Genomic DNA, 24,889 nt, shown 5'->3' on the forward strand with positions numbered 1-24,889 from the left:
AGCCTTTATTTTTTGTAGAATTCTTCAATCTTTTCTAAGAGTATTTTATTTTCCTCTGCCGTTCCAATTGTAATCCTCAAGCAATCCTTGCATAAGATAACAGAAGTCCTATCTCTGATGATCACCTTTTGGCCTAATAAATAGTGAAACAAGGCTTTAGCATCCTTGAATCTTACCAAAAGCATGTTAGATTGAGACGGGAAGATCTTCTCAGCGAGTGGTTTCAAGGATTCCTCCAATTGATCTCTAAGCGCCAAAATTTCCTTCACGTAAGTATTCTTTTGCTCTTCCTTATCCAGAGATTCTAATAATTTAGCTTGGGTCAATTGGTTAAGGTTATAAGGATATTTTACCTTATTCAAAATCTTGATGATTTCAGGATGCGCATAAGCCGTTCCTATCCTCAAACCTGCCATACCCCATGCTTTGGAGAAGGTTTGAATGACTACAAGGTTTGGATATTTATCCAGTTCTTGAATAAAGGATGGTTCACTGGAAAAGTCTACATAAGCCTCATCTACCACCACCATTTTATGAGGGAAAGCTTTTACAATCTGTAGAATGGCTTCCCTATCTAGGCTGTTTCCACTTGGGTTATTAGGAGAACAGATCCAAATGATCTTGGTAGCCGTATTTATGGAATCAAACACCGTGTCCGGATCAATCTCAAAATCCTCTGTCAATGGGGCCTCTTGAATGCCTACTTCCTGAATGTCTGCACAGACCTTATACATTCCGTAAGTTGGAGGGAGAATAAGTATATTGTCCTCCTTGGGAGTACAGGTTATTCTTATCAAATGATCAATGGCTTCATCAGATCCATTGCCTAAGAAAATTTGCTCTGGCTTGACCCCTTTGATTTTGGCTAATTTCTCTTTACAAGCCCATTGATAAGGGTCCGGATATCTGTTGAATGACTCGCCCGTTACGGAGGAAAAAGGATTTTCGTTAGCGTCTAAGAATACTCCTTCTTTACCTGAATATTCGTCTCTGGCTGAGGAGTAGGGCGTGAGTTTTACAAAAATAGGTCGGATTAAATCCAATACTTCCATTTTACACATTTACAATTCTGCACAAAGGTAGGGACAAATGTACAGGCATGATATTATAGTACCTTCATTTTTATAAAATCTTCTAATTATTCAGATAATATCTTTTTTAAGCGAAATTATTCGAAGAATGGTACTTGCCTAAAAAAAAATCAACCTGAAAGTATTTTTTGGTACATTTAATTTATTTACTTAGCATCGGATACGAACTTATAAACATTTGAAATGAGAGAAGCTGTTAGGGATTACCTTAAACAACTACAAGATCAAATCTGCAAGGACTTAGAGGTGGCAGACGACAAGGGGAAATTTAAAGAAGATCTTTGGGAGCATGAAACCGGAGGTGGTGGAAGGTCCAGGGTCATCTCGAAAGGAAGAGTAATTGAAAAAGGAGGAGTAAATTATTCAGAAGTTAGCGGAAAGGTGACAGATTCCCTAAAAAGCCTATTGAAACTAAGTGGAGATCAAGAATATTTCGCCACTGGTGTATCTATAGTTCTGCATCCCGAAAATCCCTACGTGCCTATCATTCACATGAATGTAAGATACTTCGAATTGAGTGACGGGCAATGCTGGTTTGGTGGAGGAACTGACCTGACTCCTCACTATGTAGAACCTAAGCAAGCTAAACTCTTCCATGAAAGAATGAAGGCAGCCTGTGATGCCTCTGCACCTGAGTTTTATCCAGCTTTTAAAAAGTGGGCCGATGAATACTTCTATATCCGCCATAGGCATGAAGCCCGTGGTATAGGTGGAATATTCTACGATTATCTTCGCCCAAATCAAGTTATTCCCCAAACTGGAACGACTCATAACCGTGAAGAACTGTTTCAGTTCATGCAGAATGTAGGAAACGCTTTTTCTCCAGTTTACATGGAAATGATTCAACATAATCATTCTAAGGCTTATACTTCTGAGGAAAAGAAATGGCAATTGATCAGAAGAGGTCGATATGCTGAATTTAACTTAGTGTGGGACAGAGGTACGCGCTTTGGATTAGAATCAAACGGTAGAATTGAATCCATCTTGATGAGTCTTCCTCCTCAAGCCAACTGGGAATATAACCTGGAACCTAAAGAAGGTACCAGAGAATATGAGACCCTTCAATATCTGCGTTCTCCTATTGATTGGATCGAGTGAAGATCCCATTCTCCTGTAGGGTCATAAGCTAATTTCCCTTTTTCAATAAAAAGGGGAGATGGAATATTGTTTGTATACAAAGTACCGGTACCTAAACCTTGCGGTAAGGGATTGCCTAATTCTGCTGTGAATTGGGCAATGGCATTGAGTCCTATATTTGATTCTAGAGCTGAAGTGATCCACCAGTCTATTCCTAATCTTTCTGCCGTTTGTATCCAATCCCTGCTACCTTGTAGACCTCCCATCAAAGTAGGTTTTAAGATGATAAATTGAGGTTTTATTGCCCCTAATAATTCCTCTTTTCTATGGAAATTGGGGATTAATTCTTCATCTAAAGCAATGGGAAGTGGCGTCTCTTCGCATAATTTAGCCAATTGTCCTTCTTGTCCCGCCTTTATGGGCTGTTCAATGGAATGTATCCTTAAAGTGGAGAGTTCTTCTAATTTTTGCAATGCTTCATCCGGAGAGAAGGCTCCATTAGCATCTACCCTAAGAGTTAAATCTCTCTCTGAGAATTCTCTTCGTATAAATCGAAGCAGCTCCATTTCTGTCTCGAAGTCTATAGCGCCGATCTTCATTTTGATGGTCTGAAATCCCGCTTCTATCTTTCTGATGATTTGTTCTTTCATGAACTCCTTTTGACCCATCCAAATCAGTCCATTGATGGAAATAGCTTCTTCACCTGAGGTAAATTTAGATGGGAAGAGTATCCTTTTCCCTCCTTGAATTAAATCATATCTGGCCGTTTCTAAGGCAAAAAGTATAGAAGAATAATTTTCTAAGGAAGGCAAAGGCTCCCCTGCATTGATGGCCTTAACTACTTCAGCCAACTTTTGTTCAGCTGCATCACCAAATTCAGGACTTAAACCAAATAGCGGCCCGGCTTCTCCTATACCTACGGTTTCCGGATGGTCCGCATCAAAGAGGTGTAAAAAATACGAATCCTTTTTTCTCAAAACTCCTCTGGATGTTCCTGCGTCAAAACTAAAATTTAACGTATGTTTGCAAAATGCTGCTGAAAGTTTCATATCCCTTACATTTGGTTTACAAAGGTATCACATCCTTCAGAAACTTCCTTTTTGATCAGGGTTTACTTAAAGAATTTCATCCTGAAGTTCCCACCATAGGTGTAGGAAATCTTACTGTAGGCGGAACGGGAAAGACTCCTATGGTAGATTACCTATTGGATCTTTTATCTGATAGAAATCTGGGGGTCATCAGTAGAGGTTATGGAAGAAAGACCAAAGGATTCTTAGAGATACGACCTTCCAGTTCCGCTGAAGAAGTGGGGGATGAACCAAGAATGTTAGCAGATAAGCATCCTGAAGCGCGTTTTTTTGTATCTGAAGATAGAGTAAAAGGTATCCAAAGGGCCCGGGATTTGTATTCTGATATCCATACTTTTGTTTTTGATGATGTGTATCAACACAGGTATTTAAAGCCGGACTTTTTGATCCTTTTGTCGGATTATCATCGACCCTTTTACAAAGACCATGTCTTACCCTACGGAAGATTACGAGAGAGTAGAAAAGGGGCAGATCGAGCGGATGTAGTGATCATCACGAAATGTCCTTTGGATATATCTGAATCTGAAAAGAAGGGTATAGAAAAGGAAGTTCGTAGGTATTCTACTTCTCCGGTGTTTTTCGCGTCCTATCAGATACAGGTTCCCCAAAATGGGAAAGGAAATCAACTAGAGAAAGGTTCTAAGGTGGTACTCCTATCTGCCATAGCGGAGAACAAGAAATTCTTTGAGCAGCAAAGTAAGAACTATGAGATCATTAAGCATTATGCTTTTAGAGATCATTACAAGATACCGCCCATTAAGATTAAGGAAATCCTGAGTAAACATCAGGATGTAGCGATATTAACCACTGAAAAGGATCTGGTGAAGATTAGGCAGGATATAGGAACTGAAGATTTGGACCGAGTTTTTACTCCGGTAGTCAAAGTAGAAATGGGGGAGGACTTTGGAAAATACCTTAGAACACAGCTAGGTTTCGTAGAAAAGCCCTAATTTTGTAAGAGAATATCATGGGGATGTACCGAAAGATCTTTAGTTTACTGTGTTTGGCATTGCCCGGCACTGCTCAGGTTTTAGACGATACCACACGTCAGGTTTATAGTAATGCAACTGTAGAATTTGTGTATGAAAAGGACGTGTTGAGAAATATCCAGCGTTCCTTTCATCCGGATACTTCATTAAGATATTATCATTACTCTAGTCCCCTTCGTAGATCCGGATGGGTATATCAGGATTTAGGTAATGTAGGTACTTCTGCACGTCCTTTCTATTTTCAGAAATTCAATGGGATAGGTAATCAAATGGGCTTGGAATCAAACCTGATGTATGCACCGGATCCTGAAAATATCAAGTACTATAATACTCGTTCACCTTACACTTATTTGGGCTATCAAATGGGTGGGGGACATACACAGTTTGAGATCACTCATAGTCAAAACATACGTCCCAATTGGAACGTTACTTTGAACATTTTAAAATTCAATTCCGAGAAGCAATATGGATTTCAAAGAAGTGAAGAGGTTCTGGTGAATCATTGGAAATATGATGTTAGTACTAATTACACGAAAGGCAAATACAAATTACTAGCCGCTTTCTACCATTTTAATCACAAGCAGTTTGAACAAGGTGGAATTAGCGGGGGAGATACTCTCAGTAGATTAGAGCCAAAATATGCCAGAAATTATGATGCCGCACTGAAAAACGGGGTGTTTAGCAGAGAACGCTGGAACAATCTGCATTTGTACCAGCAATTTGTCCTTAAAAACAGCATCCAAGCCTTTCATATCCTGGATTACGAAAGAAAAACTTACGGTTTCTTTGACCCTGCTTTCACTGATTCCACTTCGGCGATGGTTTATGGAATTCCTGCGCCTGCTGAAGTTGATACCTTGAATTATCACTACAGATTACAAAGCATCAGTAACAGAATAGGTTTTAAGGGATATTTTAAAGGGTTTAATTATCAGGTTTATGCGAAAAGTAGATTCTATAAATTGAACAACTCTGGATTCCCAACTTCTACTTTAAACTGGAAACCTGAATTTTATCTAGGGGGATTACTAGGCTATGTTTTTCCTGATTCAACGAACACCCTAGACCTTAGAGCTGAGATGGAGAGTCCTAAGAATTACCTAATAGATGCTACCTTATTCTATAAAGGTTTCGAGATAGGGTTTTATAATTCCGCCCGACCAGCAGGATTGTTTTACCAACGTTTCCAAAACGGAATACTCCAATACAGGAATGATTTGGAATCAGAGAATGCTAAAATATTGAGTGTTAAGTTGCCAGTTAATGTGGGTTCTTTCGGATTTGTGCCGGAATTGCGCTGGAGCAGTGTCAAAAATTATACTTATTTGGCCACTGTGCCGGAGGTTGCTCAGAAGAAGAGTGATTTGAATATGATACATATCGGTGGACAGATGGCCTACAGGAGCAAGAATTTTGAAGGTACTTACAGGATCTTCTATAACAGTAGTTCTGACAAAGAAGTGTATCCGATTCCTCAATTTACTCACCATGCAAATTTGGAATTCAATTTCCTTTATGCCAAGGTGCTTCGCATTTATACAGGCCTAGATATCTATCTGCAATCCAAATATCAAGGATTGTACTATTCTCCACTGGTAAACCAGTTTATAGCTAAACAAGGGCAAGAAACGGGTGGTGTACCTATTGCAGATCTATATTTGAAATTCCCAATAAGTAAGGGAAGAATAGCCTTGAACTGGCAGTTCTTGAATAAAGGCTGGGGTTGGAATGGAGTATTTACTACTCCGGGCTACGTGGGGCAACCCGGAGCTTTATTGATCAAGATTGATTGGCCTCTGTTTGATTAATACCACTTCTCTAAATGAGATTCAAAGAACAATACCTGTTCCTGCAGGTGATCTTGGATCACTTTGACCACTTGGTGTAAATCAAAAGCCTCTAAATGGGCTTCTTCTGTGAACAGGATTTGTACCGCAAAATTCACCGATTCCGGATCTACCTGCTCTATTAATTTAAAACCCCGGATGTCAGACACCCAGGGAGGAAGTTCTTGCAATACCTGTTTTGTGATCTCTAAGAAAGCTTGTTCTTTGTTTACAGGAATTACGAAAGTAATGTTTTTATAAATCATGCGTTGGCACGTTGAAAGGCAGCCGACTTCAACACTAAAGCGTAAGCGCCAAATAATAAACCATTGAACATTAAATCACCGGCTAACATGTTTTTGAAAAACGGTAATCCGGCTTGGTAAGATGCTACTATACCTACCCAATTGTGAGGGTAATGACCTAAAGTGGGATTCGCTATAGCTGCCTCAGGGTAGAAAAATGCGAAATTTGTAATCAAAAAGAATACTATAGATCCTGCTATTGAACCCAGAGCGATGTTCACTACATTCAGTTTCTTCAATGCAAAGTATCCAATGGCAAATACTGTAGCAAAAGCAAAGTACACTAGTGCAGAAGAGGTATACGTACCATAACCGTATTTGATCCCTACTAATACATCACTGATGGCTAGACATAGGAGCGGTATAGCTATTTTTAGTCGCCAATCTTTAATTACTGCCGCAGAAAACAGCATAACCGCCAACATAGGCGTAGAATTAAAGGGGTGCTCTATCAAGCGAAATCCTGTGACCAAAACGATCAGTCCTAAGGCCATTAAGCTTTTACGTGTATCTAATTTCATCATTCAATTTCTTTAATTGATACAAAGATAAACAAACTTTTACTTGTTTAGTACCCAGGTATCCTTACTTCCTCCACCTTGAGAGGAGTTTACTACTAGGGATCCCTTTTTTAAGGCCACGCGCGTCAATCCACCTGGAGTAACATGAATATCTTCTCCGTATAGAATGTAAGGGCGTAAATCTACATGCCTAGGCTCTATGGTTCCATCCATAAAGCAAGGGGATGTGGATAGGGAAATGGTAGGTTGGGCAATGTAGTTCCTAGGATTCTGAAGAATCTTCTGCTTAAAGAGCTCGTGCTCCTCTCTTGAGGCCTTTGGACCGATTAACATTCCGTATCCACCTGCTTCATTAGCCTCTTTAACCACCAAATGCTCAATATTCTTTAGCACATAGTCCCTGGATTTAGGATCTTCGCAGAGGTAGGTTTCTACGTTGTTAAGGATAGGTTCTTCCCCTAAGTAGTATTTGATGATCTTGGGCACATATGCATAGACTACCTTATCATCAGCTACACCTGTACCTAAGGCATTGGCTAGACCTATATTTCCTTTCTTATAAACGTTAAAAAGATGGGGTATGCCTATTAGAGACATAGGGTTGAAGTGGATGGGATCTATGAATAAATCATCTAGTCTTCTGTAAAGCACATCAACCGTCTTTAGTCCTTTGGTGGTACGAAGTTTAAGGAAATCATTCTCTACTATTAAATCTCTGTAGTCTACCAGCTCTACGCCCATTTGCTGGGCTAAATATGAATGCTCATAATAAGCAGAATTATAGATTCCCGGTGTTAAGACAGCGATAGTAGGTTCTGCCTTGCCTGAAATGTATTTTAAGGCTTGAAAAAGTTTTTCAGGATAATCTGATATGGATTTTACTTTAGCTTTGGATATTAATTTTGCTAATCCTTGTTTGGAAAGTTCCCGGCCTTGAAGCATATAGGACACTCCTGATGGACATCTAAGATTATCTTCTAGGATCACGAATTCCCCCTGGGCATTTCTGATTAAATCCGTACCCGTGATATGGATATAGATATCCTTCAAAGGCTTGACGTGCATACATTCTTTTAAGAAGCCTTTGGAGCTAAATATGGTTTCTGAAGGCATGACCTTATCCTCCAGTATTTTTTGCTCGCTATAGATATCTTTTAGGAATTCATTCAAGGCAAAGATCCTCTGTTTTAGTCCCTTTTCCAGGTGTTCCCACTCCTTTGCACGAATGATCCGCGGAATGATGTCTATAGGTATTATTCTTTCTATGCCCCCTTCTTCAGAATACACATTAAATGTGATACCCATATTCATCATGGAAACCTCCAGATTCTTTTGTCGGGCACGAAGTTCATCTAAGGAAAGGCTGTTAAAATAGTTATATACGGTTTCAGCACCTTCTCTGGGTAAGCCGGTGGATTCGCATAGTTCATCGTAAACGCCTGAGGTATTGTATTCTCCGAAGTTCATATGTAAAGGATTGATTACTAAAAATAAAGATTAATCTTTCATATATCCTTTGGTGTATGGGAAAATTGAGATAAATACTTGGAATATTTACATGTGAAAAAAATGGAGTGAACTTTCTGGTGGCCCACTTGATGAAATAAAAATTTGTTGTAATTTTGCACCCGTTCGGCGGGATGGTGGAATTGGTAGACACGCTACTTTGAGGGGGTAGTGGGCGTAAGCCTGTGAGAGTTCGAATCTCTTTCCCGTCACTGGTTTAAACAGGTCTTTGCGGCCTGTTTTCTTATTTTATAGTTGAAGCTATGTATTGATTATAAAATATTTAAGGATTTGCTATATAGTAAAAAAAGAGAGTCGGTTCTGGACTGACCCCGAAAAGTTGGACGGTTAAAAATTAAGTTTCTGAGAAATGAGTTCGATATTGAATCGGGCTCATTTTTTTTAGGTTTGACTTTATTCTTTCATGATTGTAATAGTAAATATAGTTTTTGATTTCCTTTTTTAGTTCTTCAATTGAATTGATTTTTTGGATGTAAAACATTTCAGCTTTTAGTGTTCCAAAGAAATTTTCAATAATGGCATTGTCTAGGCAATTTCCTTTTCTTGACATGCTTTGTACAATTCCCTTTTTCTTAAGCAGAGCTTGGAATTGTTTCATTTGATATTGCCATCCCTGGTCAGAGTGGAACAGTAGTTCGGTACTAGTAGGGATCTTTTTGAATGCCTTTTTGAGCATATCTACCACTTGGTCAAAACTAGGACGTTCACTTAACTGATAACTGATAATTTCTTGATTATAAAGATCCATTATCGGCGACAGATAAAGTTTTTTGTCTCGAACTTTAAATTCTGTGATGTCTGTTACCCATTTCTGATTTGGCCGATCCGCTTTAAAGTTACGTTGTAAAATATGAGGTGCTATTTTACCTTGATCTCCCCGATACGACTGGTATTTCTTCCTTCGAATCAAGCTCTTCAATCCCAATAAACTCATCAACTTTAAAACCGTTTTATGGTTGATGATCCGGCCTAGCTTTCGCAGCTCATCTGTAATCCTTCTGTAGCCATAACGCCCTTTATGCTTATGATAAATGCATTTAATGAGCTCCTTTAGCTCACCGTACTTGTCGCTTTTACTGCAGAGTTGATGATAATAAAAGCTACTTCTAGCCATATGAGAGCAATCTAACAATAACTGTAGATTAAACTCCGGCCTTAATTCTTGTATGGCTTTTGCGATTGTCCGCGGCGTTGTTCCTCCTCGGCTTGAATTAAGGCTCTCAACTTTTTTAGAAAAGCATTCTCACAACGTAAACGTTCGTTTTCTAATTCTAGCTCTTCTAATCTCGTTAAAGGTGCTTTGGGTTTGCGATTCATAGTTATGGGACGGCCTTTGGGTTTGCTTTCTAAACCGTTGACTCCAAAGGTAGCAAAATTCCTTTGCCAAGTGATTATGGTTGAGTCACTTGGAATACGAAATCTCAATCGCGCATCCTTTAAACTTAAATTCTCATTTTCGATAGCCTTTAAAACATTGAGTTTAAAAGATGAACTATAAGTCCGATTGCTCACCTTAGGTTCCAGGCCTTTTAAACCACCTATTTCATACTCTTGTAACCACTTCCGTAAAAGAACTTCCTTAATCCCCACGCTGTCACTTACTCTTACTATTGATTGATGTTTTTCTAAAACATCTTTTACACATCTTAGCTTAAACGCTAGATCATACTTTACTTTCCTGCTCATAAAAATGCCCCCAATTAGTGTCTAACTTTTTGGGGGCACTCTATTCTGACTCTCTTTTCTTATTTTAATTGGGAAGCTAAGATGCCAATTCCTTCTGTAAATGATCTAGGTGAATAACCTAAGTCCTTTATGGGTTTATCTAAAATAAAACCGGTCTTCGGTGGTCGTCTAGCCGTCTGAGTAAATTGGGTGCCATTCACCTCCTGAATCAGGTTTTTGTCCAATCCAAAGTAATCTGCAGTCATGACTGCCATCTGATAAGGATTCAATAGATCTTTTCCAGAGATATTATATATCCCCTGAGCTTTCTTCTCTACCATTAGGATACATCCTGCTGCGAGATCTTCTGCAAGGGTAGGAGTGCGCCATTGATCATTAACCACCTTGATCGTTTTTCCCGCTTCTAGAGAACCTTTAACCCATAGGATGATGTTCGAGCGACTCATATCATGGGCAATCCCATACACCAATACTGTTCTGGCTATGGACCAGTTGAGCGAGCTACTTTGCACCACCTTTTCTGCTGCAAACTTACTCCATCCGTAGAAACTTATAGGATTAGGTTCTGCATCTTCTGCATAAGGGCCTTCTTTTCCGTCAAAGATGAAGTCCGTGGAAACATGCAGGAAATAAGATCCAGTTTTTTCAGCTGCTTTTACTAAGTATTCAGTGGCATGGACATTGAGTTTCCAGCATTCTTCTTTATCTGTTTCACACTGATCAACGTTCGTCATTGCAGCTGTATGTATAATGGCATCCGGTGTTTCTTCTATAATGACGGCATTCACAGCTTCCGGATCAGTGATATCTAAACTTCTATATCTGTATCCATCTGATAGGGGCAAACGGTTTTCCCCTCTTGCTGTAGCAATTATATCTCCTTTACCTGCCAACTGTTGCACTAATTTCTGTCCCAAAAGACCATTGGAACCTGTAATTAATATTTTCATAAGTAAGTGTAGCCGTATTTTTTAGTTATCTTTTTTCTACTCATTTTCTTAGCAGTGATCTTCATCTTCTGATCTTCTACTGGTCGGTTAAATTCATCCGTCTTCACCGCTGCAATTTTATCTAACAGACTAAGGTCACCCACTACCTCCCCAAAAACGGTGTAATTCTTATCCAAGTGAGGAGTACCTCCAATGGTTTTGTAGGTTTCTCTCTGGGATGGAGTGTATTTCAATTGATTTCTTGTTTCAAATTTGTCCAGATCTTCGTCATTGAATTTCTTCCCTTGCACTATGTAAAACTGGCAAGCGCTGGATTTCTTTTCGGGATTATTGTCTCTGGCAGCCGCAATGACTCCTTTTTTGTGGAATCTTTCCGGATGATATTCAAAAGGTATCCTTTCCAGGTGATCTCCACCATTTCCTAATCTATCTCCGGGTTTAGCTTTTTTTGAATTGGGATCTCCTCCCTGAATCATAAAGTCCTTGATGACTCTATGAAAGAGTAGTCCATGGTAGAATTTTTTAGATACTAATGATGCAAAATTCTTCTTATGCAAAGGAGTTTCATCATAGAGGACGAAGCGTATCTTATCCTTACCTGAGGTTAGGGTATAAACCTTATCCCTTTTTTGAGCAAAGGCCGATATAGGAAGGATGGCTAATAGGAAGAGTATCTTTTTCATGCTCTGATTTGTTTCAATATTTCTGCACCTCCATTTTGTAGGACTTGTTCGGCGGCATGCTGACCTAAAAGAATAGGATCTGTTCCTCTGAATTCCATAGATACTTCTTCAGTTCCTTCTAGGTTAGTGATTCCTCCTTTGAAGAGGATTTCTTCCCCCTCCAAAGTAGCGTGTCCGAACACTGGAATAGAACAACCTCCATTCATTTCTTTTAAGAATGCTCGCTCGGCTTGTAAACATTTATACGTATTTTCATCGTTACAAGTGTTTTTTACGAAGGTCTTAATGTTCTCATCTAAGTTTTTTGCGATCTCTACTGTAACGGTGCCCTGTCCTACCGGAGGGATAAATTGATCCAAGGGAAACCTATGGACAATCAGTTCATCATATTCCATACGATGTACTCCGGCATAAGCTAGGGCCAAACCATCGCATTGACCGGAACGCATTTTTTGAATGCGGGTTTGCAGGTTTCCTCTCATATTCACTAATTTGATATGAGGATAATGCTTCTTAAAGAAAGCAATTCTACGTACAGATGAGGTCCCTATGGTGATAGGTGCGCTTAAATCCAAAGCCCGGTCAGCCACAAGTACATCTCCAGGGTATTCCCTTTCTGTAAATGCAATCAATTCAAAATCTTCTGCCAAACTACTCTGCATGTCTTTAGCGGAGTGTACAGCTATATGAATCTCACCATTCAGGAGTTTTTCTTCCAATTCTTCTGTGAATACACCTTTACTGCCAATTTTGGATAGGGCTACATCCAATACTTTGTCGCCTTTGGTTTCCATCCCCACTATCTCTGTTTCTGCTCCTGCAGCTTCCAGCCGACTTTTAATATAATTAGCCTGCCACATGGCTAATAGACTTACCCTCGTACCTATCCTTATTTTCATAATTTCATAAAATAATACGATCCAATAAATCCGGTAACGAATCCCCATATTGCACCTAGGAAGATTTGTCTACGGTTATGTGCACCTAAATATAGTCGGGCGCTTCCTAAAACCCCAACCAGAATTAGTGCACTTAAAATAACAGGAATCAGATTAGGATCCCCATATCTATAGTAAATGCCAAAGAAAATGCCCACAATGCCTCCTAATCCCGAGGTATGGGCTGATATTTTATCAAAGAAGTTAAATAGAAACAGTCCCAAAATATTCACACCCATGGCGGTGAATAGGACCGCAGTAGGCATAAAGACGCTGCCTTTTTCATTCAAAAAATAGGCCGTAGCGAAGTAAAATCCGGAGGTGAAGAGGTAAACTCTGGGTCTTTCTCTTCTATTATTCAAGGTATAATCTGAAATGAATTTCAGTTTATACTGGAGAAATACAAACAAGAGTGGGATAATGACGGTATACGTAAAGATCAGGAGAAATAAGGCCAGGAAGAGTCGATCTCCCATAAAAAGGTAAAACACGGGAAGAGGGGCCCATACCTTCAAGGCTATAACCAAATAGCAAGGTATAAATACCGGATGTAGGATATAGGAGAGGGCTTTTGATATTCTTTCTGACACTTTCAAATTTGTTTTCTTAATCGGGCTACCGGGATGCCCAGTTGTTCTCTGTATTTAGCTACGGTTCTTCGGGCTATGTTATAGCCTTTTGCTTTTAGTAATTTCTCTAATTTATCATCAGAGTGTGGAGCACTTTTTTCCTCTTCATCTATAAGTGCTTTCAGGGTGTTTTTAACCTCTCTGCTTGAGGCATCTTCCCCTGATTCTGTAGAAATACCTTCGGAAAAGAAATATTTTAGGGGATAAATCCCGAAATCTGTTTGTACAGATTTGCTATTGGCTACTCTTGAGACGGTTGAAATGTCCATGTCTATTTTGTCAGCAATATCCTTCAAGATCATGGGTTTTAGTTTACTTTCATCACCTTCTACGAAGAAGTTGAATTGGAAATCCACTATAGCCTCCATGGTTTTCAGTAGGGTTTGCTGTCTTTGCTTTATGGCATCTATAAACCATTTGGCAGCATCTAATTTTTGCTTGACAAAGGTCAGAGTCTCTTTGATCTGCTTGTTTTGCTTGTCGCTCTTAGAATAGGTATCGAGCATTTCCGAGAAAGACTTACTGATTTTAAGATCCGGAGCGTTTTTGGAGTTCAGAACGATCTCCATCTTTCCATTGACATAGGACACAATGAAATCAGGAATGAGATACGCCACATTGTTCTGTGTAGATATCATATTTCCCGGTTTAGGATTTAGTCGGGTGATATACTGGAAAACAGACTTTAGAGTTTCATCATCAATATTAAGTTTCTTTTGGATCTTATCGAAATGCTTCTTGCTGAATTCTTCGAAATAATCTTCCAGAATGATCAGTGCCAAATTACTTTCCTTAGTATTGGCACCTTTCTCAATCTGAAGGATCAAGCATTCTTTTAGATCTCTTGCTCCTATGCCTGCAGGTTCGAATTTCTGAATTTTGCGAAGAATTCCTTCCAACTCTTCCTCGTTTGTATAGATGTTTTGTCCGAAAGCCAGGTCGTTACAGATAGAACGAAGGGGTCTACGGATGTAGCCATCATCTTCTATGGAACCTATGAGTTGGGTACCAATAAGGGTTTCTCTCTCGCTGAGTTGAAGGAAGCCTAACTGCTGAAGGAGGGATTCTTGTAAAGATTCTGTAGAAATCACGGGCATGATTTCCTTTGGTTCATCCTGATATCCGTCAGACATTTTGTATCCCCTGTAATCATCGTCATAATCTTGATAGTCCAGATCTTCTAGGGGCGTTTCTTCAAATTCTTCTTTTTCTTTTCCTTCTTCTAATGCGGGGTTAATTTCTAATTCTTCTTCAATGCGCTGAGCCAATTCTGCTGTAGGGATTTGCAGCAGTTTGATAAACTGAATCTGCTGAGGTGAGAGCCTCTGCTGAATCGATTGACTTAGTACAAGTTTCTGCATTAGGTATTAAGGTTATGATATTCAAAGGTACTAAAGCTTCTCTATGTTATCAAATGCCCCTTTTATAGTACCCATTTTAAGTTCGGTTTCCCACCACTCTTTTCCGGGTAGAGATTCGGCTGTAATACCACCACCTGCATAAGTATATACCTCGCCATTTTCTATTTTCATGGTCCTTAGGTTTACAAAGAGGTGACTTTCTTCATCTACATTTATTGGACCTAAATATCCGCTATAGAATTCTCTATCGTATCCTTCTACTTCAGCCAGTAATTTTTCCGCAGCATCTTTAGGCATGCCGCATATGGCTGGAGTAGGGTGTAGTAGATTTAACATCACAGAGCTAAGGTTGGGATAGTTTACTTCCTTGTTGTCTATGATATAGTAGGTTCTAAGGTGTAGAAGTTTGCCGGCTTTAACGGTCTTTGGACCTTCTTCTTCAAATTCTCTCACCCTTATTTTCTTTAGACAATTGATGATATATCTGCCTACTAAGGCCTGCTCTTCTATTTCTTTATGTGTCCAAAGGGCGTCAATGGGTCGGATCTCCTTTCCGTTAACATCAAAAGCGGATTGGGTACCGGCTAAAGACATGGTAGTAAACACCTGTGCTTTGTCTTGTTTGACCAATATTTCCGGAGTGGCACCTAACCAAATCTGCTGTTTTTCAGGGAAGTAAACTAAGCTTACCATAGCATCACTATGGGTTTTGCAAAGCTTTTGAAATGCAGAAAAATAATCATTCCCTGCTAAAGTTCCCACCTTTTTCCTACGGGACAATACTACTTTTCTAGCTACATTATTCTGCAAGGACTTCACTAGTTGATCTACTTTTTGCATGTAGATCTCCTTATCTGAATCCTCATTCGAGGGAATAAGTTGAAATCCTGTGATATCTTTTTTGCATACAGAAATATTGAATTCAGACAGATCTATACTATCATTCGTGGAAGTGAAATGGTAGTCAGCAGGTAGGAACCAAAGTTTACTCTGGTCAAAGGGTACAAAAGCGAAGCCTGAAGGCAACTCTTCAAAGTCCATTTCTTCTACTTCCAGGAAATTCTTTTCAGAGACCATAAGGTGGAACTCTGTTTTCCCGGGCAGGCGATACAAGGCAAACGCCTTTTCCTCCTTCAGAAGGCTTAATATGGTGTGATTTACTTTACTTGTTGTAGCTAACATATCCCTGCTCATCCACTTTCAAATCTCCATTATTGTATTTTGATGGACATTTGAGAAGGATTTTATCTGCTTCAAAGTAATTACCTTCAAGATTAACTTTTCCTACCACCACTACTTTTTCGGACCTTTCCATGTCCTGCGGTTTCGGTTGGTTATGTACAACACGGAATTGACGGTTCGAGACAGAATCCACCATCAAGAATTCAAATCTATTGGGATTTATGGATGGCTCATATTTGATGCCTACAGGTTCTCCATTAGCATCTCTTGGTAATTCTCCTGTGACGTGCACAGATTTAGTATTACCTTCTTCTGCAAGCTTCTTTGCTTCACTGTAGCTCAAATAGGTGCTGGCATCGCCTATGGTAGTGATAATCATGGCAACGGCAATAGCTATCACTCCTAAAGCTATAATATGCGTCTTTTTCATTACTTTTTAATTTCCTTTTCTATTTTGCTGATTTTGCGATCAAGACGATACAAGTAGGTAAGAAAACCTACCATTATAATTAGCAAACCCACCACCACTACATAAATTTTGCCTTCAGAGCGCATTAGGTCAGCCATTTGGGCACCTTGGAACAAAAGTTTCATTCGTTTATCTTTTCGTTTATAAGTTTCAAACGGATTTTAAGGGTACTAATCCAGTTTCCAATCAGAATCCAGCCCAAAACGGCCGGCAGGAATACTATCCGCATGTTCATATCCATATCAGACCCGAAGGCCGGGTTCCCGCCATTACCGGGATGCAATGAATCAGTTAGTCTAGGTAAGATCCAAACCAAAGGCATAAAGGATGCGAAGGCAAAGATATTGTAGATGGCTGATAAACGGCCTCTTCTCTGTTCATCGTCAAACGAACCCCTTAAAACAAAGTAGGCACTATAGATTAAAAGGCCAACTTCCACTGCAATGATTTTAGGATCTTTTGGTAACCAATCCCCCCAAGTAAAATTCCCCCAAAGCATACCAGTGCAGAATCCAAGGATTCCGAATACCACTGAAACGGCAGCATATTGGGAGGCGTAAATATCGTATTTTATATCTCCAGATCTTAAATAGCGAACAGAATAGATCAGTGAGCTGACCATTAGAGCCATCATGCCAAACCACATAGGCACATGGAAATAGACCATTCGGATGGTCTCATTTAGAATTTCTCTTCTTGGAGTATCACCTAAGAATCCAAAGATGACACTATATATAAGGAGCCCAGCTCCGAGGAATTTCCACCAATACTTCTTCATGACTTCCACAAATAGGGGAACAACAAATAACTTAACGCGATTACAATTAAATCAATTCCAAAGATAGTCAATATTTCGTCATAAGAGGCAGAAACATCTAAGCCGTCCATGGCATTTTTGGAAAGACGAATGAGCATATTGATTAGAGGCAGTAATACAGGAAAACTAAGTACGGCCAATATACCTGAAGCATTATCTGTTTTGGAGGCTATACCTGCCAGTAGGGTCAGAGATGCGCTAAAGCCCAGAGATCCAAGGATCAGGGATAAGAAGTACATGCCAAAGTCCTGCACAGGGTTTCCCAATAAGGCCAGATACAAGGCGAATCCTAATAAGGAAAGGACTAAAAGCAGGAGAAAGTTAAAGATGATCTTGGCCATGATGATGGACTCTGGTTTGGCCAATTGATAATAGTATAACTGTCTTCCGGTGCTCTCTTTTCTAAAGCTATTGCCTGCTGAATTTACAGCCGAAAAGACCAGAATGATCCAGAATAGGGTGTTCCAAGTTATACTCTCTAATACTTGGATCTTTAGCATAAAGCTAATATAACAGAGGAATATGGTACATACCATGAAAAGTACCATGGTGTTTAAGGTACTTTGTTGCCTCAGTTCCAGTTTGATATCTTTCCAGATCAGATCACGGATTTCCTTCATTTTGCAATAATTTCAAGGCAAAGCCTAATACGGTATCTTTACGTTCTAGAAAATCAGAATAGCTTTGTTCTATGTGGTAGTCCGGTTGAACAAAGAAATCTTCTCTCTTCTTGCCTTCGGTATTATGTATTAGACTCATCAAGGGGATACGCACTTTAAGTCCAGAATTTTTCAGCTTGGCTGTATAGTCTAAACCTGCAAATGATCCCCAATCTGCCCCTCCTGGTGGAGTTCCCACAAAGATACCGCGTTCTTTGTTCTTAAGCAAAGCTATGGTAAAGGTAGTAGCAGAATAGGAGCCTCCATCCATTAATACTACCAGGTTTCCTTTGTAGTTATGTTTTTTGTTGGGTTTGTGCGCCTGTCCTTTATTATAGTAGGTTCTGTAGAATCCTTGTTCATTCTTTTTGTTCAAATAGGCCCTACCTGCTATGGTAGTTATTCCCAGATAGGGTTTGAATACCTTCTTGAATCCATTTTTGGTGACTGAAATGCTGTCGTACAGTTGAAAAGGTTCTTGCAAAACGCATTGCAGTAATCTTTTTACATTGACTATGGCTCCGCCTCCATTTCCTCTCATGTCTAAAATGAGACTTTGTATGCTGTCTTTTTCTATCTGTTTGAACCTGCTTTTCAAGGTCATTTTGAACTCTCTTTCATTTAATTTCTTTTTTCCTCTAAAGCTTAGGAGATCCAAATGGGCGATATGTAGCGTGCTGTCCAGAACTTTATAATCCAAATTCTTTCTAATCACTTGACCGTACCTCTTAGTGGTCCAGGTCAAGGCTTCTTTTGCTGTGAGAAAAGGTATAGTTTTGCTGGAAGTATCTATGATGATGGTAGCACTGTCTTTGGACCCATACCATCTATGATAATAAGTGGAAAATCTTCGTTCTAGGTTATAGTTTTTACTATATAAGTTGTCATTATCCGCTCCAAAAAGCTGACTGAACCTCTGGTAGTCTTCTAAAATATCAATGGAGTCAATTTTAAGGATTCTACTGCCTCTGGCAATAGAGGAGTCAGGAGATTGATTGTACTGGATATAGAAATGTTTATCGAATCTTTTCAGAATAAAAGGAAGGTACTTTGGGTTTTCGTTAGTCTCCGGCGGAACTACAGATAAATGTTGATCCATTACCCCTGAAATGAGTGCGCTTACTCTTCTATAGGTGGACAGAAGGTCTACGGAGTCCTTTGGTACTAAAAAATCCAATCTATTTGCAAAATCTTTTGGATATTCATAAAAATACATGCCGGGATAATACTTTTCTAAAAGAGACTGTACTTGAACTAAGTCCTGTCTTACTTCTTCTGCACTTAACTTTTTTTGAGCTAGTAAAGGGGTAGGGAGTAGAAAAGCTAGGAATAGTCCTAAGAATTTTTGCATGTTGTTTGTGAAAATCTGCTAAAAATACGCATCAAATGTATTAACTTTGCAAAAAAAGTTCTTTGACGATATGCTAAACCGTAGACTGGCGAGAGTGAGGGCAATGCAGCAGCTCTACGCTTTAAAGATTGCGAAAGGTGCAAATTTTTTATTGGCTCAAGATTTGATTTCAGACGCCTTCGCACCGGACCTGAACTCCATGGAGAAACAGGACAGAACGAAACTCGCCGGGAAAGCGAAACTTGCTCAATCTTTATTTGAAGATGAAGTAAAGAAAAAGGATTCTCACCCGGATGAAGTTTATCCACCAGAGGTAAGAACTGCGGTTGCCAAGGCCAGAGAGTATTATCGTTTAAAGAATAAGAAGGACTACGAATATCATTCTATTCAGACCCTGCTAGATGCAGAGCGTACCTACGATATCTATCTTTATCTTCTGAATTTATTGGTATTATTGCAAGCGAAGTCAGATTCTGTTTTGGCAAAGAACAGGGCTTTATTGGCTATAAAGAATACCAAAGACTTGGAATTTCTTTCATTAAAACGCTCGGTTAACTTTGATCAGGATCCTACATTAATCAATAAACTTTATAACGAAGCCATTAAGAACAATGCGCACGTTAAAGAGTATGTGGAAAAGGTAAATAAGACCTTAGAAGATGATTTGGCAATTGTAAAATACCTGATCAAGAATGTTCTTCTGAAGCATGAGGTGAGTGTAGAGTTCTTTGAAAAGTTGCACTTGTTTTGGTCAGAGGACAAAGAGATTCTTCGTACCATGTTATTCCATAGTTTTGCAAACTTCGTAGAAGATGAAGTAGTGGTGATAGAAAAGCTGGATGATCAATGGGAAGATACTAAGGATTTCCTTAGAACTTTATTTAAGGAAACAGCGGTTAAAGATGAAGAACTTTTGGAACATATATTGCCACATTTAAAGAACTGGGACTTGGAACGTATTATAGGTACGGATCTGATCCTCCTAAAAATGGCGGTAGCGGAATTAACCACGTTTCCAAGTATTCCTGTAAAAGTAACCATCAACGAGATCATAGAGATCGCGAAAAACTATAGTTCTGAAAAAAGTAAAGTGTTTATAAATGGGCTATTAGACTCTATTTGTAAGGATTTACAGCAAAAAGGACTGATCAAGAAGACGGGTAGGGGAATGATAGATAACCGTTAATCCTTGAAATTTTTCTTGATATACTCGCGTTTTCCGTGTATATTTAAACCTAAAACAACATATTTATGAACAGCCAATCAAAGTCCTTGATCGCATTTCTAGCTGGTGTAGCTGCGGGTTCCGCCATAGGTATTTTATTTGCTCCTGAAAAAGGGGAAGTTACCCGTGAAAAACTTACTCTAAGTCTTGGTGATTACAGAGATCAGCTGAAGAATTTCATAAAGGACCTGAGAGAAAGAGGAGAAGAAGTAGCATTGGAATATGTAGGCGGAGATAACAGTGCTAAAGCTGAAGGAAAAAAGGTAGTTAACGAGGCTCGTCAAAAAGCTGAAAAATTATTGGAAGACGTAGAAGACCTAATGGGTCAGATCAAGTCCAGAGTATAATTAACTTTATAAATTAGTATGATTTTATTACAAGCTGCAGGTGGCGGAAACATGAGCTTCCTGATCATGATGTTAGGGATGTTTGCGGTCATGTATTTTTTCATGATTCGTCCTCAACAAAAGAAACAAAAAGAACAACAGAAAATGGTGGAAGATCTTAAACCGGGAGATGATGTGATCACTGCTGGAGGTTTACACGGTAAAGTTCTTTCCAAAGATGAAAATACCATTACCCTTTCAGCAGGTGGTGGAGCTAAATTAACTTTCGAAAAACACGCCATTACGAAGAAGATTTAATGTCTGTTACAGCTAGAAAAACCCAAGCACAATCAGTAGGTGAGGCTTTTGAGGCCTTTTTGAATGCCTATAAGTTAAGATCTCGTTATAACGAGACTTACCTGGTGGCTTATTGGGAAAAGCTGATGGGTACTTCTATAGCCCAAAGGACAGAAAAACTTTATATAAACAGAGGAGTTCTCTTTTTGGGGATCTCCTCTGCTCCTTTAAGACAAGAATTGGTGCTAGCCAAATCACGCATTATAGCCCTTTTGAACAAAGAAATGGGCTCTGAAATCATCACAGATGTAGTATTTATCTGATGAATTTTCCTGCATTCCTCAAACCCGGCGATACCGTAGCGGTGACGGCACCTGCATCCCGTGTGTCACTTGAAGATGTAAGATTGGATATTTTAAGATCATGGGGTTTTCATGTGAAGGTAGGAGCAACAGTGGGATCCCATTACCATAACTTTTCTGCCCCTCGTTCAGTAAGGAGAGAAGAGTTGCAAAGTTTCCTAGATGATCCTGAAGTGAAATGCATTTTTGCGGCCAGAGGGGGGTATGGGATTTCGGATTTGTTAGACCAACTGGATTGGTCATCCTTCCTGAAAAAACCGAAGTGGGTGGTGGGCTTTTCTGATGTTACGGCACTCCTGTGTCATATTCAGGGATTAGATGTGGCCTGTATTCACGGCCCCATGGCAAAGACCCTTTCTTTTGATTCTAGTTCTAATGAAAATTTACTAAGAACCTTAAGTGGTGAGTATCCGACTTATGAGTGGAAGGTTAGTGCACCACCTCGACCAGGGATAAGCCAAGGAATGGCGGTAGGAGGGAATTTAGTCCTGCTTAGCCATATTCTGGGTTCTTCAAGTGAAGTAGATTTTCAAGGTAAGATTCTTTTTATAGAAGAAGTAGGAGAGCAGTTGTACAACATTGACCGAATGATGGTACAATTAAAACGCTCCGGTAAATTGAAAGGTTTAGCGGGTATAGTTTTAGGCTCTTTTACAGAGATGGGTGACTTGCCCTTTGGGAAAACTGTTGAAGAAATAGTATTGGATCATACCCAACAGGAAAACTATCCTGTAGTTAGTGGTTTTCCATTCGGTCACGATGATGTAAATTTGCCTATTGTGATGGGTTTGACCTACAAATTAGAGGTTACTTCTTCACATGGCTATTTAATACCCATACAAAATGAGTACCTTTGATTTTAAGAAATTCCACCTCAGAGCCATGAATGCGGCAACTGAACAGGAAAAGCAGGAGATCAATCAGGAATTGAAAGATCTTTATGCCAGTTTAAACGACGAAGATAAAAAAGTATTTAACGAAGAGCTGCAGTCCTTTTTGATTAAAGAATATGCTGCCATAAATTCAATGATTAACGTATGAGTGCCACTTTACAAGACATCATTAGTCACGCTAAAGAATACGGTTTTGTTTTCCCTTCCTCTGAAATCTATGACGGTCTACAAGCCGTTTATGATTACGGTCAGAATGGGGTAGAACTTAAGAATAACCTGAAACAGGTATGGTGGAAAGCTATGACCCAACTTCACGATAATATCGTAGGGGTTGACGCGGCTATTTTCATGCATCCTTTAACCTGGAAAGCATCCGGTCACGTAGATGGTTTTAATGACCCTATGATTGACAATAAGGATTCCAAAAAGAGATATAGAGCAGACCAACTACTGGAGGGTAAGGCAGAAGAGTATGCTGCTGCCGGACAACAAGATAAGGCAGATGCTTTATTGCAGAAGATGGGTGAACTTTTGAGTGCGGAGAAACTAGATGAGGTGAGAGATCTGATTATTGCAGAAGGCATCACTTGTCCTATTTCAAAGACCTCTAACTGGACTGAAGTTCGTCAGTTCAACCTGATGTTCTCTACTCAAGTAGGTTCTGTGGCTGAGGATTCTAGTTTGATTTACCTAAGACCGGAAACGGCTCAGGGTATATTTGTGAACTTTCTGAACGTGCAGAAAAGTGGTAGAATGAAGGTACCTTTCGGTATTGCGCAGATAGGTAAAGCATTCAGAAATGAAATCGTGGCACGTCAGTTTACTTTCCGTATGCGTGAATTTGAGCAGATGGAAATGCAGTTCTTTGTACGTCCCGGGTCAGAAATGGAGTGGTACGAAAAATGGAAAGAAACACGTATGCGTTTCCACAAGGCCATAGGATTACCTGCTGAAAAATTGAAGTACCACGATCACGAGAAACTAGCTCACTATGCTAATGCCGCCGTGGATATTGAATTTGAATTCCCATTCGGGTTCAGGGAAATAGAAGGTATTCATTCGCGTACAGATTTCGACTTGAGAAATCATCAGGAACTTTCTAAGAAGAAATTACAGTACTTCGATCCGGATTTAGGTGAAGATGGTAAGGCAATAGGAAATTATATTCCTTACGTAATTGAGACTTCTGTAGGCGCGGACAGGATGTTCCTGGCTGCGTTCTGTAATGCTTACACGGTTGAAACAGGAGAGAAGGAGAGAACTTATCTAAAATTACATCCAGCACTTTCTCCGATTAAAGCTGCTGTACTTCCATTAGTGAAGAAAGATGGATTGGCTGAAAAGGCTCAGGAGATTGCAGCTTCATTAAGATTGCATTTCCGTACCGTATATGATGAAGGCGGTGCTATAGGTAAACGTTATACCCGTCAGGATCTCATCGGAACTCCATTCTGTATAGCGGTAGACTATGAAACCATGGAGAACAATACTGTTACCATCCGTCACAGAGATAGTATGGAACAAGAAAGAGTTCCTATAGACCAATTGAAGGAGAAAATAGGTTATGCTGTAGATTTCCAAAGGATTTTGGAAGCAATATAATTAAAGGGGCTTCGGCCCCTTTAATCTTCTAATAACCACAGATCGTTTTTGTTCACATAAGCCACCCCTCTGTTCCAAAGTGCTTTCTGCCAGATATCTTTACTACCAAAGATGTTAATCTTGTTTCCAGGTTCAATCTCGCCAATGATAGGTGCAGCTGAGCTAGGAAAGTTTCTAAGGTAGGTCCTTTCTTTTACTATGGCAGTTCTATAGGTGGAAGGTAAGTTAATCAGCAAAGCCAGGAGTGCCATATAGGTTAAAGCCAAGATCCAATTGTTTCTTTGTATAGGCTTTCCGTGCTTCTTTTTATTGTACAATACTACGATCAAGAAAATGCCTAAAATGATCAAGCCGTAAAGAATGAAGATATAGTATTGCTGGTAAAGCGCGAAAACAAAATTGATGTTGTTTCGCTCATATCCCTGGTACTTTCCCGCCAAGGCCAGTTTGTTCATTTTGTCAAAAACTTCATTACTGGGTTTGAAATTGTAGTAGTTGTTCAAATAATAAAGGGCCATAGGGATGTTCCCTTCGTTTTCGTTAATGTAGGCTAATTTGAGGCTTATATTGGCTTGGTTTACTTTAGGGTCCTTGAAAATAATTTGATACAATTTGGCTGCTTCCGTATAATTCTTTTCATTAAACAGCGAGTCTGCTTTTTTTGCAATATCGTTTTGTGCCTTAAGCTCAATACTTTGCGTAAAAAGCAGAAAAAAAAGTAAAAATATTTTAGAAATGGCGCTTTGAAGTGTTCGCATAAATGTGTAGTTTTGCATCCTCATTTGAGAGGGACACTTCGAAGAATGAGTTTTGATTCCGTAGCTCAGCTGGTAGAGCAATACACTTTTAATGTATGGGTCCTGGGTTCGAATCCCAGCGGGATCACTAAAATCAGAATCTTTAAAGATTCCGTAGCTCAGCTGGTAGAGCAATACACTTTTAATGTATGGGTCCTGGGTTCGAATCCCAGCGGGATCACAAAGCGATGAGAAATTCATCGCTTTTTTTATATCTGCCATTTTTAAATCCGTTAAC

The 24,889-nt window shown here is 39.5% G+C and carries 29 protein-coding genes and 3 tRNA genes; 13 read left to right on the top strand and 19 right to left on the bottom strand.

All coding sequences use genetic code 11. The annotated features are described in order from the left end of the window. Nucleotides 1–5: 5 nt before the first annotated feature. A complete protein-coding gene (gene hisC / locus LBYS_RS03620; protein WP_013407544.1) occupies nucleotides 6–1,052 on the bottom strand; it encodes a histidinol-phosphate transaminase in 1,047 nt (348 codons plus the stop codon). A gap of 222 nt (nucleotides 1,053–1,274) precedes the next feature. Here hisC and hemF point away from each other — a divergent pair, with 222 nt between their 5' ends. Next, on the top strand, nucleotides 1,275–2,189 hold the full coding sequence (gene hemF / locus LBYS_RS03625; RefSeq protein ID WP_013407545.1) for an oxygen-dependent coproporphyrinogen oxidase: 915 nt from the start codon (nucleotides 1,275–1,277) through the stop codon (nucleotides 2,187–2,189). On the opposite strand, the gene menC is transcribed toward hemF, so the two are convergent. Beyond that, entirely contained in the window at nucleotides 2,153–3,217 is a 1,065-nt protein-coding gene (menC, locus tag LBYS_RS03630) for an o-succinylbenzoate synthase (protein WP_013407546.1), read from the bottom strand. The two genes, hemF and menC, sit on opposite strands and share 37 nt — an antisense overlap. Between menC and lpxK the strand changes: the two genes are divergently transcribed. Both lpxK and LBYS_RS03640 read left to right on the top strand, forming a co-directional pair. Next, complete coding sequence (gene lpxK, locus LBYS_RS03635; protein ID WP_013407547.1) at nucleotides 3,199–4,206, top strand: tetraacyldisaccharide 4'-kinase; 1,008 nt, start codon at nucleotides 3,199–3,201, stop codon at nucleotides 4,204–4,206. The genes menC and lpxK overlap by 19 nt on opposite strands. A gap of 23 nt (nucleotides 4,207–4,229) precedes the next feature. Then, nucleotides 4,230–6,053, top strand: a complete 1,824-nt coding sequence (locus LBYS_RS03640; RefSeq protein WP_041823417.1) for a putative porin — start codon at nucleotides 4,230–4,232, stop codon at nucleotides 6,051–6,053. Here the strand turns inward: LBYS_RS03640 and LBYS_RS03645 are convergent. From LBYS_RS03645 to LBYS_RS03655, 3 genes are read right to left on the bottom strand one after another with little or no spacing between them, the layout of a single operon-like run. Next, nucleotides 6,050–6,337, bottom strand: coding sequence for a hypothetical protein (locus tag LBYS_RS03645; protein WP_013407549.1), 288 nt, complete (start codon nucleotides 6,335–6,337; stop codon nucleotides 6,050–6,052). The two genes, LBYS_RS03640 and LBYS_RS03645, sit on opposite strands and share 4 nt — an antisense overlap. Next, nucleotides 6,334–6,900, bottom strand: a complete 567-nt coding sequence (locus LBYS_RS03650) for a DUF6580 family putative transport protein (RefSeq protein WP_041823418.1) — start codon at nucleotides 6,898–6,900, stop codon at nucleotides 6,334–6,336. Before LBYS_RS03650 ends, LBYS_RS03645 begins: the two co-directional genes overlap by 4 nt. Nucleotides 6,901–6,936: 36 nt before the next feature. After that, a complete protein-coding gene (locus LBYS_RS03655; RefSeq protein ID WP_013407551.1) occupies nucleotides 6,937–8,364 on the bottom strand; it encodes a circularly permuted type 2 ATP-grasp protein in 1,428 nt (475 codons plus the stop codon). 167 nt (nucleotides 8,365–8,531) lie between these two features. On the opposite strand from LBYS_RS03655, the gene LBYS_RS03660 reads away from it, so the two are divergent. Continuing rightward, nucleotides 8,532–8,615: transfer RNA gene (locus LBYS_RS03660), tRNA-Leu, on the top strand. A 143-nt stretch (nucleotides 8,616–8,758) separates the two neighbouring features. Here LBYS_RS03660 and LBYS_RS03665 read toward each other — a convergent pair. Genes LBYS_RS03665 through LBYS_RS03720 form a run of 13 tightly spaced genes read right to left on the bottom strand, consistent with a single transcriptional unit; the run spans nucleotide 8,759 to nucleotide 19,149 of the window. Continuing rightward, nucleotides 8,759–9,604: an IS3 family transposase gene (locus LBYS_RS03665; RefSeq protein ID WP_148225758.1), complete on the bottom strand. Its 846-nt coding sequence runs from the start codon at nucleotides 9,602–9,604 to the stop codon at nucleotides 8,759–8,761. After that, nucleotides 9,580–10,110 (bottom strand): transposase, encoded by a 531-nt coding sequence (locus tag LBYS_RS03670; RefSeq protein ID WP_013407553.1) that lies wholly within the window; start codon nucleotides 10,108–10,110, stop codon nucleotides 9,580–9,582. Before LBYS_RS03670 ends, LBYS_RS03665 begins: the two co-directional genes overlap by 25 nt. 59 nt (nucleotides 10,111–10,169) lie before the next feature. Continuing rightward, nucleotides 10,170–11,060 carry an SDR family oxidoreductase gene (locus LBYS_RS03675; protein ID WP_013407554.1) on the bottom strand — a complete coding sequence of 297 codons (891 nt, stop codon included), beginning with the start codon at nucleotides 11,058–11,060 and terminating at the stop codon, nucleotides 10,170–10,172. Continuing rightward, nucleotides 11,057–11,743 (bottom strand): peptidylprolyl isomerase, encoded by a 687-nt coding sequence (locus LBYS_RS03680; RefSeq protein ID WP_013407555.1) that lies wholly within the window; start codon nucleotides 11,741–11,743, stop codon nucleotides 11,057–11,059. The genes LBYS_RS03675 and LBYS_RS03680 overlap by 4 nt, the downstream gene beginning before the upstream one ends. Then, complete coding sequence (hemC, locus tag LBYS_RS03685; RefSeq protein ID WP_013407556.1) at nucleotides 11,740–12,642, bottom strand: hydroxymethylbilane synthase; 903 nt, start codon at nucleotides 12,640–12,642, stop codon at nucleotides 11,740–11,742. The genes LBYS_RS03680 and hemC overlap by 4 nt, the downstream gene beginning before the upstream one ends. Then, nucleotides 12,639–13,271: a phosphatase PAP2 family protein gene (locus LBYS_RS03690; protein WP_041823420.1), complete on the bottom strand. Its 633-nt coding sequence runs from the start codon at nucleotides 13,269–13,271 to the stop codon at nucleotides 12,639–12,641. The genes hemC and LBYS_RS03690 overlap by 4 nt, the downstream gene beginning before the upstream one ends. A gap of 2 nt (nucleotides 13,272–13,273) precedes the next feature. Then, on the bottom strand, nucleotides 13,274–14,671 hold the full coding sequence (gene rpoN, locus LBYS_RS03695) for an RNA polymerase factor sigma-54 (RefSeq protein WP_013407558.1): 1,398 nt from the start codon (nucleotides 14,669–14,671) through the stop codon (nucleotides 13,274–13,276). Between the two features lie 30 nt (nucleotides 14,672–14,701). Further along, a complete protein-coding gene (locus LBYS_RS03700) occupies nucleotides 14,702–15,853 on the bottom strand; it encodes a chorismate-binding protein (protein ID WP_013407559.1) in 1,152 nt (383 codons plus the stop codon). Continuing rightward, nucleotides 15,834–16,283, bottom strand: coding sequence for a cytochrome c maturation protein CcmE domain-containing protein (locus LBYS_RS03705; protein WP_013407560.1), 450 nt, complete (start codon nucleotides 16,281–16,283; stop codon nucleotides 15,834–15,836). The genes LBYS_RS03700 and LBYS_RS03705 overlap by 20 nt, the downstream gene beginning before the upstream one ends. Then, nucleotides 16,283–16,447 carry a CcmD family protein gene (locus LBYS_RS18950; protein WP_013407561.1) on the bottom strand — a complete coding sequence of 55 codons (165 nt, stop codon included), beginning with the start codon at nucleotides 16,445–16,447 and terminating at the stop codon, nucleotides 16,283–16,285. The genes LBYS_RS03705 and LBYS_RS18950 overlap by 1 nt, the downstream gene beginning before the upstream one ends. Further along, the gene (gene ccsA, locus LBYS_RS03710; RefSeq protein WP_013407562.1) at nucleotides 16,444–17,100 is read right to left on the bottom strand and encodes a cytochrome c biogenesis protein CcsA; all 657 of its coding nucleotides are present in this window, start codon (nucleotides 17,098–17,100) and stop codon (nucleotides 16,444–16,446) included. The genes LBYS_RS18950 and ccsA overlap by 4 nt, the downstream gene beginning before the upstream one ends. Then, nucleotides 17,097–17,759 carry a heme exporter protein CcmB gene (locus LBYS_RS03715; protein ID WP_013407563.1) on the bottom strand — a complete coding sequence of 221 codons (663 nt, stop codon included), beginning with the start codon at nucleotides 17,757–17,759 and terminating at the stop codon, nucleotides 17,097–17,099. Before LBYS_RS03715 ends, ccsA begins: the two co-directional genes overlap by 4 nt. After that, nucleotides 17,743–19,149 (bottom strand): S41 family peptidase, encoded by a 1,407-nt coding sequence (locus LBYS_RS03720; protein ID WP_013407564.1) that lies wholly within the window; start codon nucleotides 19,147–19,149, stop codon nucleotides 17,743–17,745. The genes LBYS_RS03715 and LBYS_RS03720 overlap by 17 nt, the downstream gene beginning before the upstream one ends. 70 nt (nucleotides 19,150–19,219) lie before the next feature. Here LBYS_RS03720 and nusB point away from each other — a divergent pair, with 70 nt between their 5' ends. The 7 genes from nusB to LBYS_RS03755 all read left to right on the top strand — a co-directional run bounded on the left by nusB (nucleotide 19,220) and on the right by LBYS_RS03755 (nucleotide 23,854). Continuing rightward, nucleotides 19,220–20,335 (top strand): transcription antitermination factor NusB, encoded by a 1,116-nt coding sequence (gene nusB, locus LBYS_RS03725; RefSeq protein ID WP_013407565.1) that lies wholly within the window; start codon nucleotides 19,220–19,222, stop codon nucleotides 20,333–20,335. Nucleotides 20,336–20,400: 65 nt separating this feature from the next. Beyond that, the gene (locus LBYS_RS03730; RefSeq protein WP_013407566.1) at nucleotides 20,401–20,721 is read left to right on the top strand and encodes a YtxH domain-containing protein; all 321 of its coding nucleotides are present in this window, start codon (nucleotides 20,401–20,403) and stop codon (nucleotides 20,719–20,721) included. A gap of 18 nt (nucleotides 20,722–20,739) precedes the next feature. Further along, nucleotides 20,740–21,018, top strand: coding sequence for a preprotein translocase subunit YajC (gene yajC / locus LBYS_RS03735; protein ID WP_013407567.1), 279 nt, complete (start codon nucleotides 20,740–20,742; stop codon nucleotides 21,016–21,018). After that, nucleotides 21,018–21,320: a DciA family protein gene (locus LBYS_RS03740; RefSeq protein WP_013407568.1), complete on the top strand. Its 303-nt coding sequence runs from the start codon at nucleotides 21,018–21,020 to the stop codon at nucleotides 21,318–21,320. Before yajC ends, LBYS_RS03740 begins: the two co-directional genes overlap by 1 nt. Then, on the top strand, nucleotides 21,320–22,216 hold the full coding sequence (locus LBYS_RS03745) for a S66 peptidase family protein (RefSeq protein WP_013407569.1): 897 nt from the start codon (nucleotides 21,320–21,322) through the stop codon (nucleotides 22,214–22,216). The genes LBYS_RS03740 and LBYS_RS03745 overlap by 1 nt, the downstream gene beginning before the upstream one ends. Then, entirely contained in the window at nucleotides 22,203–22,400 is a 198-nt protein-coding gene (locus LBYS_RS03750) for a hypothetical protein (RefSeq protein ID WP_013407570.1), read from the top strand. The genes LBYS_RS03745 and LBYS_RS03750 overlap by 14 nt, the downstream gene beginning before the upstream one ends. Beyond that, on the top strand, nucleotides 22,397–23,854 hold the full coding sequence (locus LBYS_RS03755) for a glycine--tRNA ligase (protein ID WP_013407571.1): 1,458 nt from the start codon (nucleotides 22,397–22,399) through the stop codon (nucleotides 23,852–23,854). Before LBYS_RS03750 ends, LBYS_RS03755 begins: the two co-directional genes overlap by 4 nt. Nucleotides 23,855–23,874: 20 nt before the next feature. On the opposite strand, the gene LBYS_RS03760 is transcribed toward LBYS_RS03755, so the two are convergent. Continuing rightward, nucleotides 23,875–24,612: an SH3 domain-containing protein gene (locus LBYS_RS03760; protein WP_148225759.1), complete on the bottom strand. Its 738-nt coding sequence runs from the start codon at nucleotides 24,610–24,612 to the stop codon at nucleotides 23,875–23,877. Between the two features lie 54 nt (nucleotides 24,613–24,666). On the opposite strand from LBYS_RS03760, the gene LBYS_RS03765 reads away from it, so the two are divergent. Beyond that, a tRNA-Lys gene (locus LBYS_RS03765) sits at nucleotides 24,667–24,739 on the top strand. Between the two features lie 20 nt (nucleotides 24,740–24,759). Next, nucleotides 24,760–24,832: transfer RNA gene (locus tag LBYS_RS03770), tRNA-Lys, on the top strand. The last annotated feature ends 57 nt before the right edge of the window (nucleotides 24,833–24,889 follow it).

Origin of the sequence: Leadbetterella byssophila DSM 17132 (assembly GCF_000166395.1) — a bacterium.
Classification (GTDB): domain Bacteria; phylum Bacteroidota; class Bacteroidia; order Cytophagales; family Spirosomataceae; genus Leadbetterella; species Leadbetterella byssophila.

Coding starts and splice junctions, on each gene's coding strand:
- LBYS_RS03670 (WP_013407553.1), bottom strand. CDS start 10,110: ATGAGCAGGAAAGTAAAGTATGATCTAGCGTTTAAGCTAAGATGTGTA.
- LBYS_RS03755 (WP_013407571.1), top strand. CDS start 22,397: ATGAGTGCCACTTTACAAGACATCATTAGTCACGCTAAAGAATACGGT.
- lpxK (WP_013407547.1), top strand. CDS start 3,199: ATGCTGCTGAAAGTTTCATATCCCTTACATTTGGTTTACAAAGGTATC.
- ccsA (WP_013407562.1), bottom strand. CDS start 17,100: ATGAAGAAGTATTGGTGGAAATTCCTCGGAGCTGGGCTCCTTATATAT.
- LBYS_RS03650 (WP_041823418.1), bottom strand. CDS start 6,900: ATGATGAAATTAGATACACGTAAAAGCTTAATGGCCTTAGGACTGATC.
- LBYS_RS03745 (WP_013407569.1), top strand. CDS start 21,320: ATGAATTTTCCTGCATTCCTCAAACCCGGCGATACCGTAGCGGTGACG.
- yajC (WP_013407567.1), top strand. CDS start 20,740: ATGATTTTATTACAAGCTGCAGGTGGCGGAAACATGAGCTTCCTGATC.
- LBYS_RS03680 (WP_013407555.1), bottom strand. CDS start 11,743: ATGAAAAAGATACTCTTCCTATTAGCCATCCTTCCTATATCGGCCTTT.
- LBYS_RS18950 (WP_013407561.1), bottom strand. CDS start 16,447: ATGAAACTTTTGTTCCAAGGTGCCCAAATGGCTGACCTAATGCGCTCT.
- LBYS_RS03655 (WP_013407551.1), bottom strand. CDS start 8,364: ATGAACTTCGGAGAATACAATACCTCAGGCGTTTACGATGAACTATGC.
- LBYS_RS03740 (WP_013407568.1), top strand. CDS start 21,018: ATGTCTGTTACAGCTAGAAAAACCCAAGCACAATCAGTAGGTGAGGCT.
- hemF (WP_013407545.1), top strand. CDS start 1,275: ATGAGAGAAGCTGTTAGGGATTACCTTAAACAACTACAAGATCAAATC.
- hemC (WP_013407556.1), bottom strand. CDS start 12,642: ATGAAAATAAGGATAGGTACGAGGGTAAGTCTATTAGCCATGTGGCAG.
- hisC (WP_013407544.1), bottom strand. CDS start 1,052: ATGGAAGTATTGGATTTAATCCGACCTATTTTTGTAAAACTCACGCCC.
- rpoN (WP_013407558.1), bottom strand. CDS start 14,671: ATGCAGAAACTTGTACTAAGTCAATCGATTCAGCAGAGGCTCTCACCT.
- LBYS_RS03705 (WP_013407560.1), bottom strand. CDS start 16,283: ATGAAAAAGACGCATATTATAGCTTTAGGAGTGATAGCTATTGCCGTT.
- LBYS_RS03760 (WP_148225759.1), bottom strand. CDS start 24,612: ATGCGAACACTTCAAAGCGCCATTTCTAAAATATTTTTACTTTTTTTT.
- LBYS_RS03675 (WP_013407554.1), bottom strand. CDS start 11,060: ATGAAAATATTAATTACAGGTTCCAATGGTCTTTTGGGACAGAAATTA.
- menC (WP_013407546.1), bottom strand. CDS start 3,217: ATGAAACTTTCAGCAGCATTTTGCAAACATACGTTAAATTTTAGTTTT.
- LBYS_RS03640 (WP_041823417.1), top strand. CDS start 4,230: ATGTACCGAAAGATCTTTAGTTTACTGTGTTTGGCATTGCCCGGCACT.
- LBYS_RS03750 (WP_013407570.1), top strand. CDS start 22,203: ATGAGTACCTTTGATTTTAAGAAATTCCACCTCAGAGCCATGAATGCG.
- LBYS_RS03700 (WP_013407559.1), bottom strand. CDS start 15,853: ATGTTAGCTACAACAAGTAAAGTAAATCACACCATATTAAGCCTTCTG.
- LBYS_RS03720 (WP_013407564.1), bottom strand. CDS start 19,149: ATGCAAAAATTCTTAGGACTATTCCTAGCTTTTCTACTCCCTACCCCT.
- LBYS_RS03730 (WP_013407566.1), top strand. CDS start 20,401: ATGAACAGCCAATCAAAGTCCTTGATCGCATTTCTAGCTGGTGTAGCT.
- LBYS_RS03645 (WP_013407549.1), bottom strand. CDS start 6,337: ATGATTTATAAAAACATTACTTTCGTAATTCCTGTAAACAAAGAACAA.
- nusB (WP_013407565.1), top strand. CDS start 19,220: ATGCTAAACCGTAGACTGGCGAGAGTGAGGGCAATGCAGCAGCTCTAC.
- LBYS_RS03715 (WP_013407563.1), bottom strand. CDS start 17,759: ATGAAGGAAATCCGTGATCTGATCTGGAAAGATATCAAACTGGAACTG.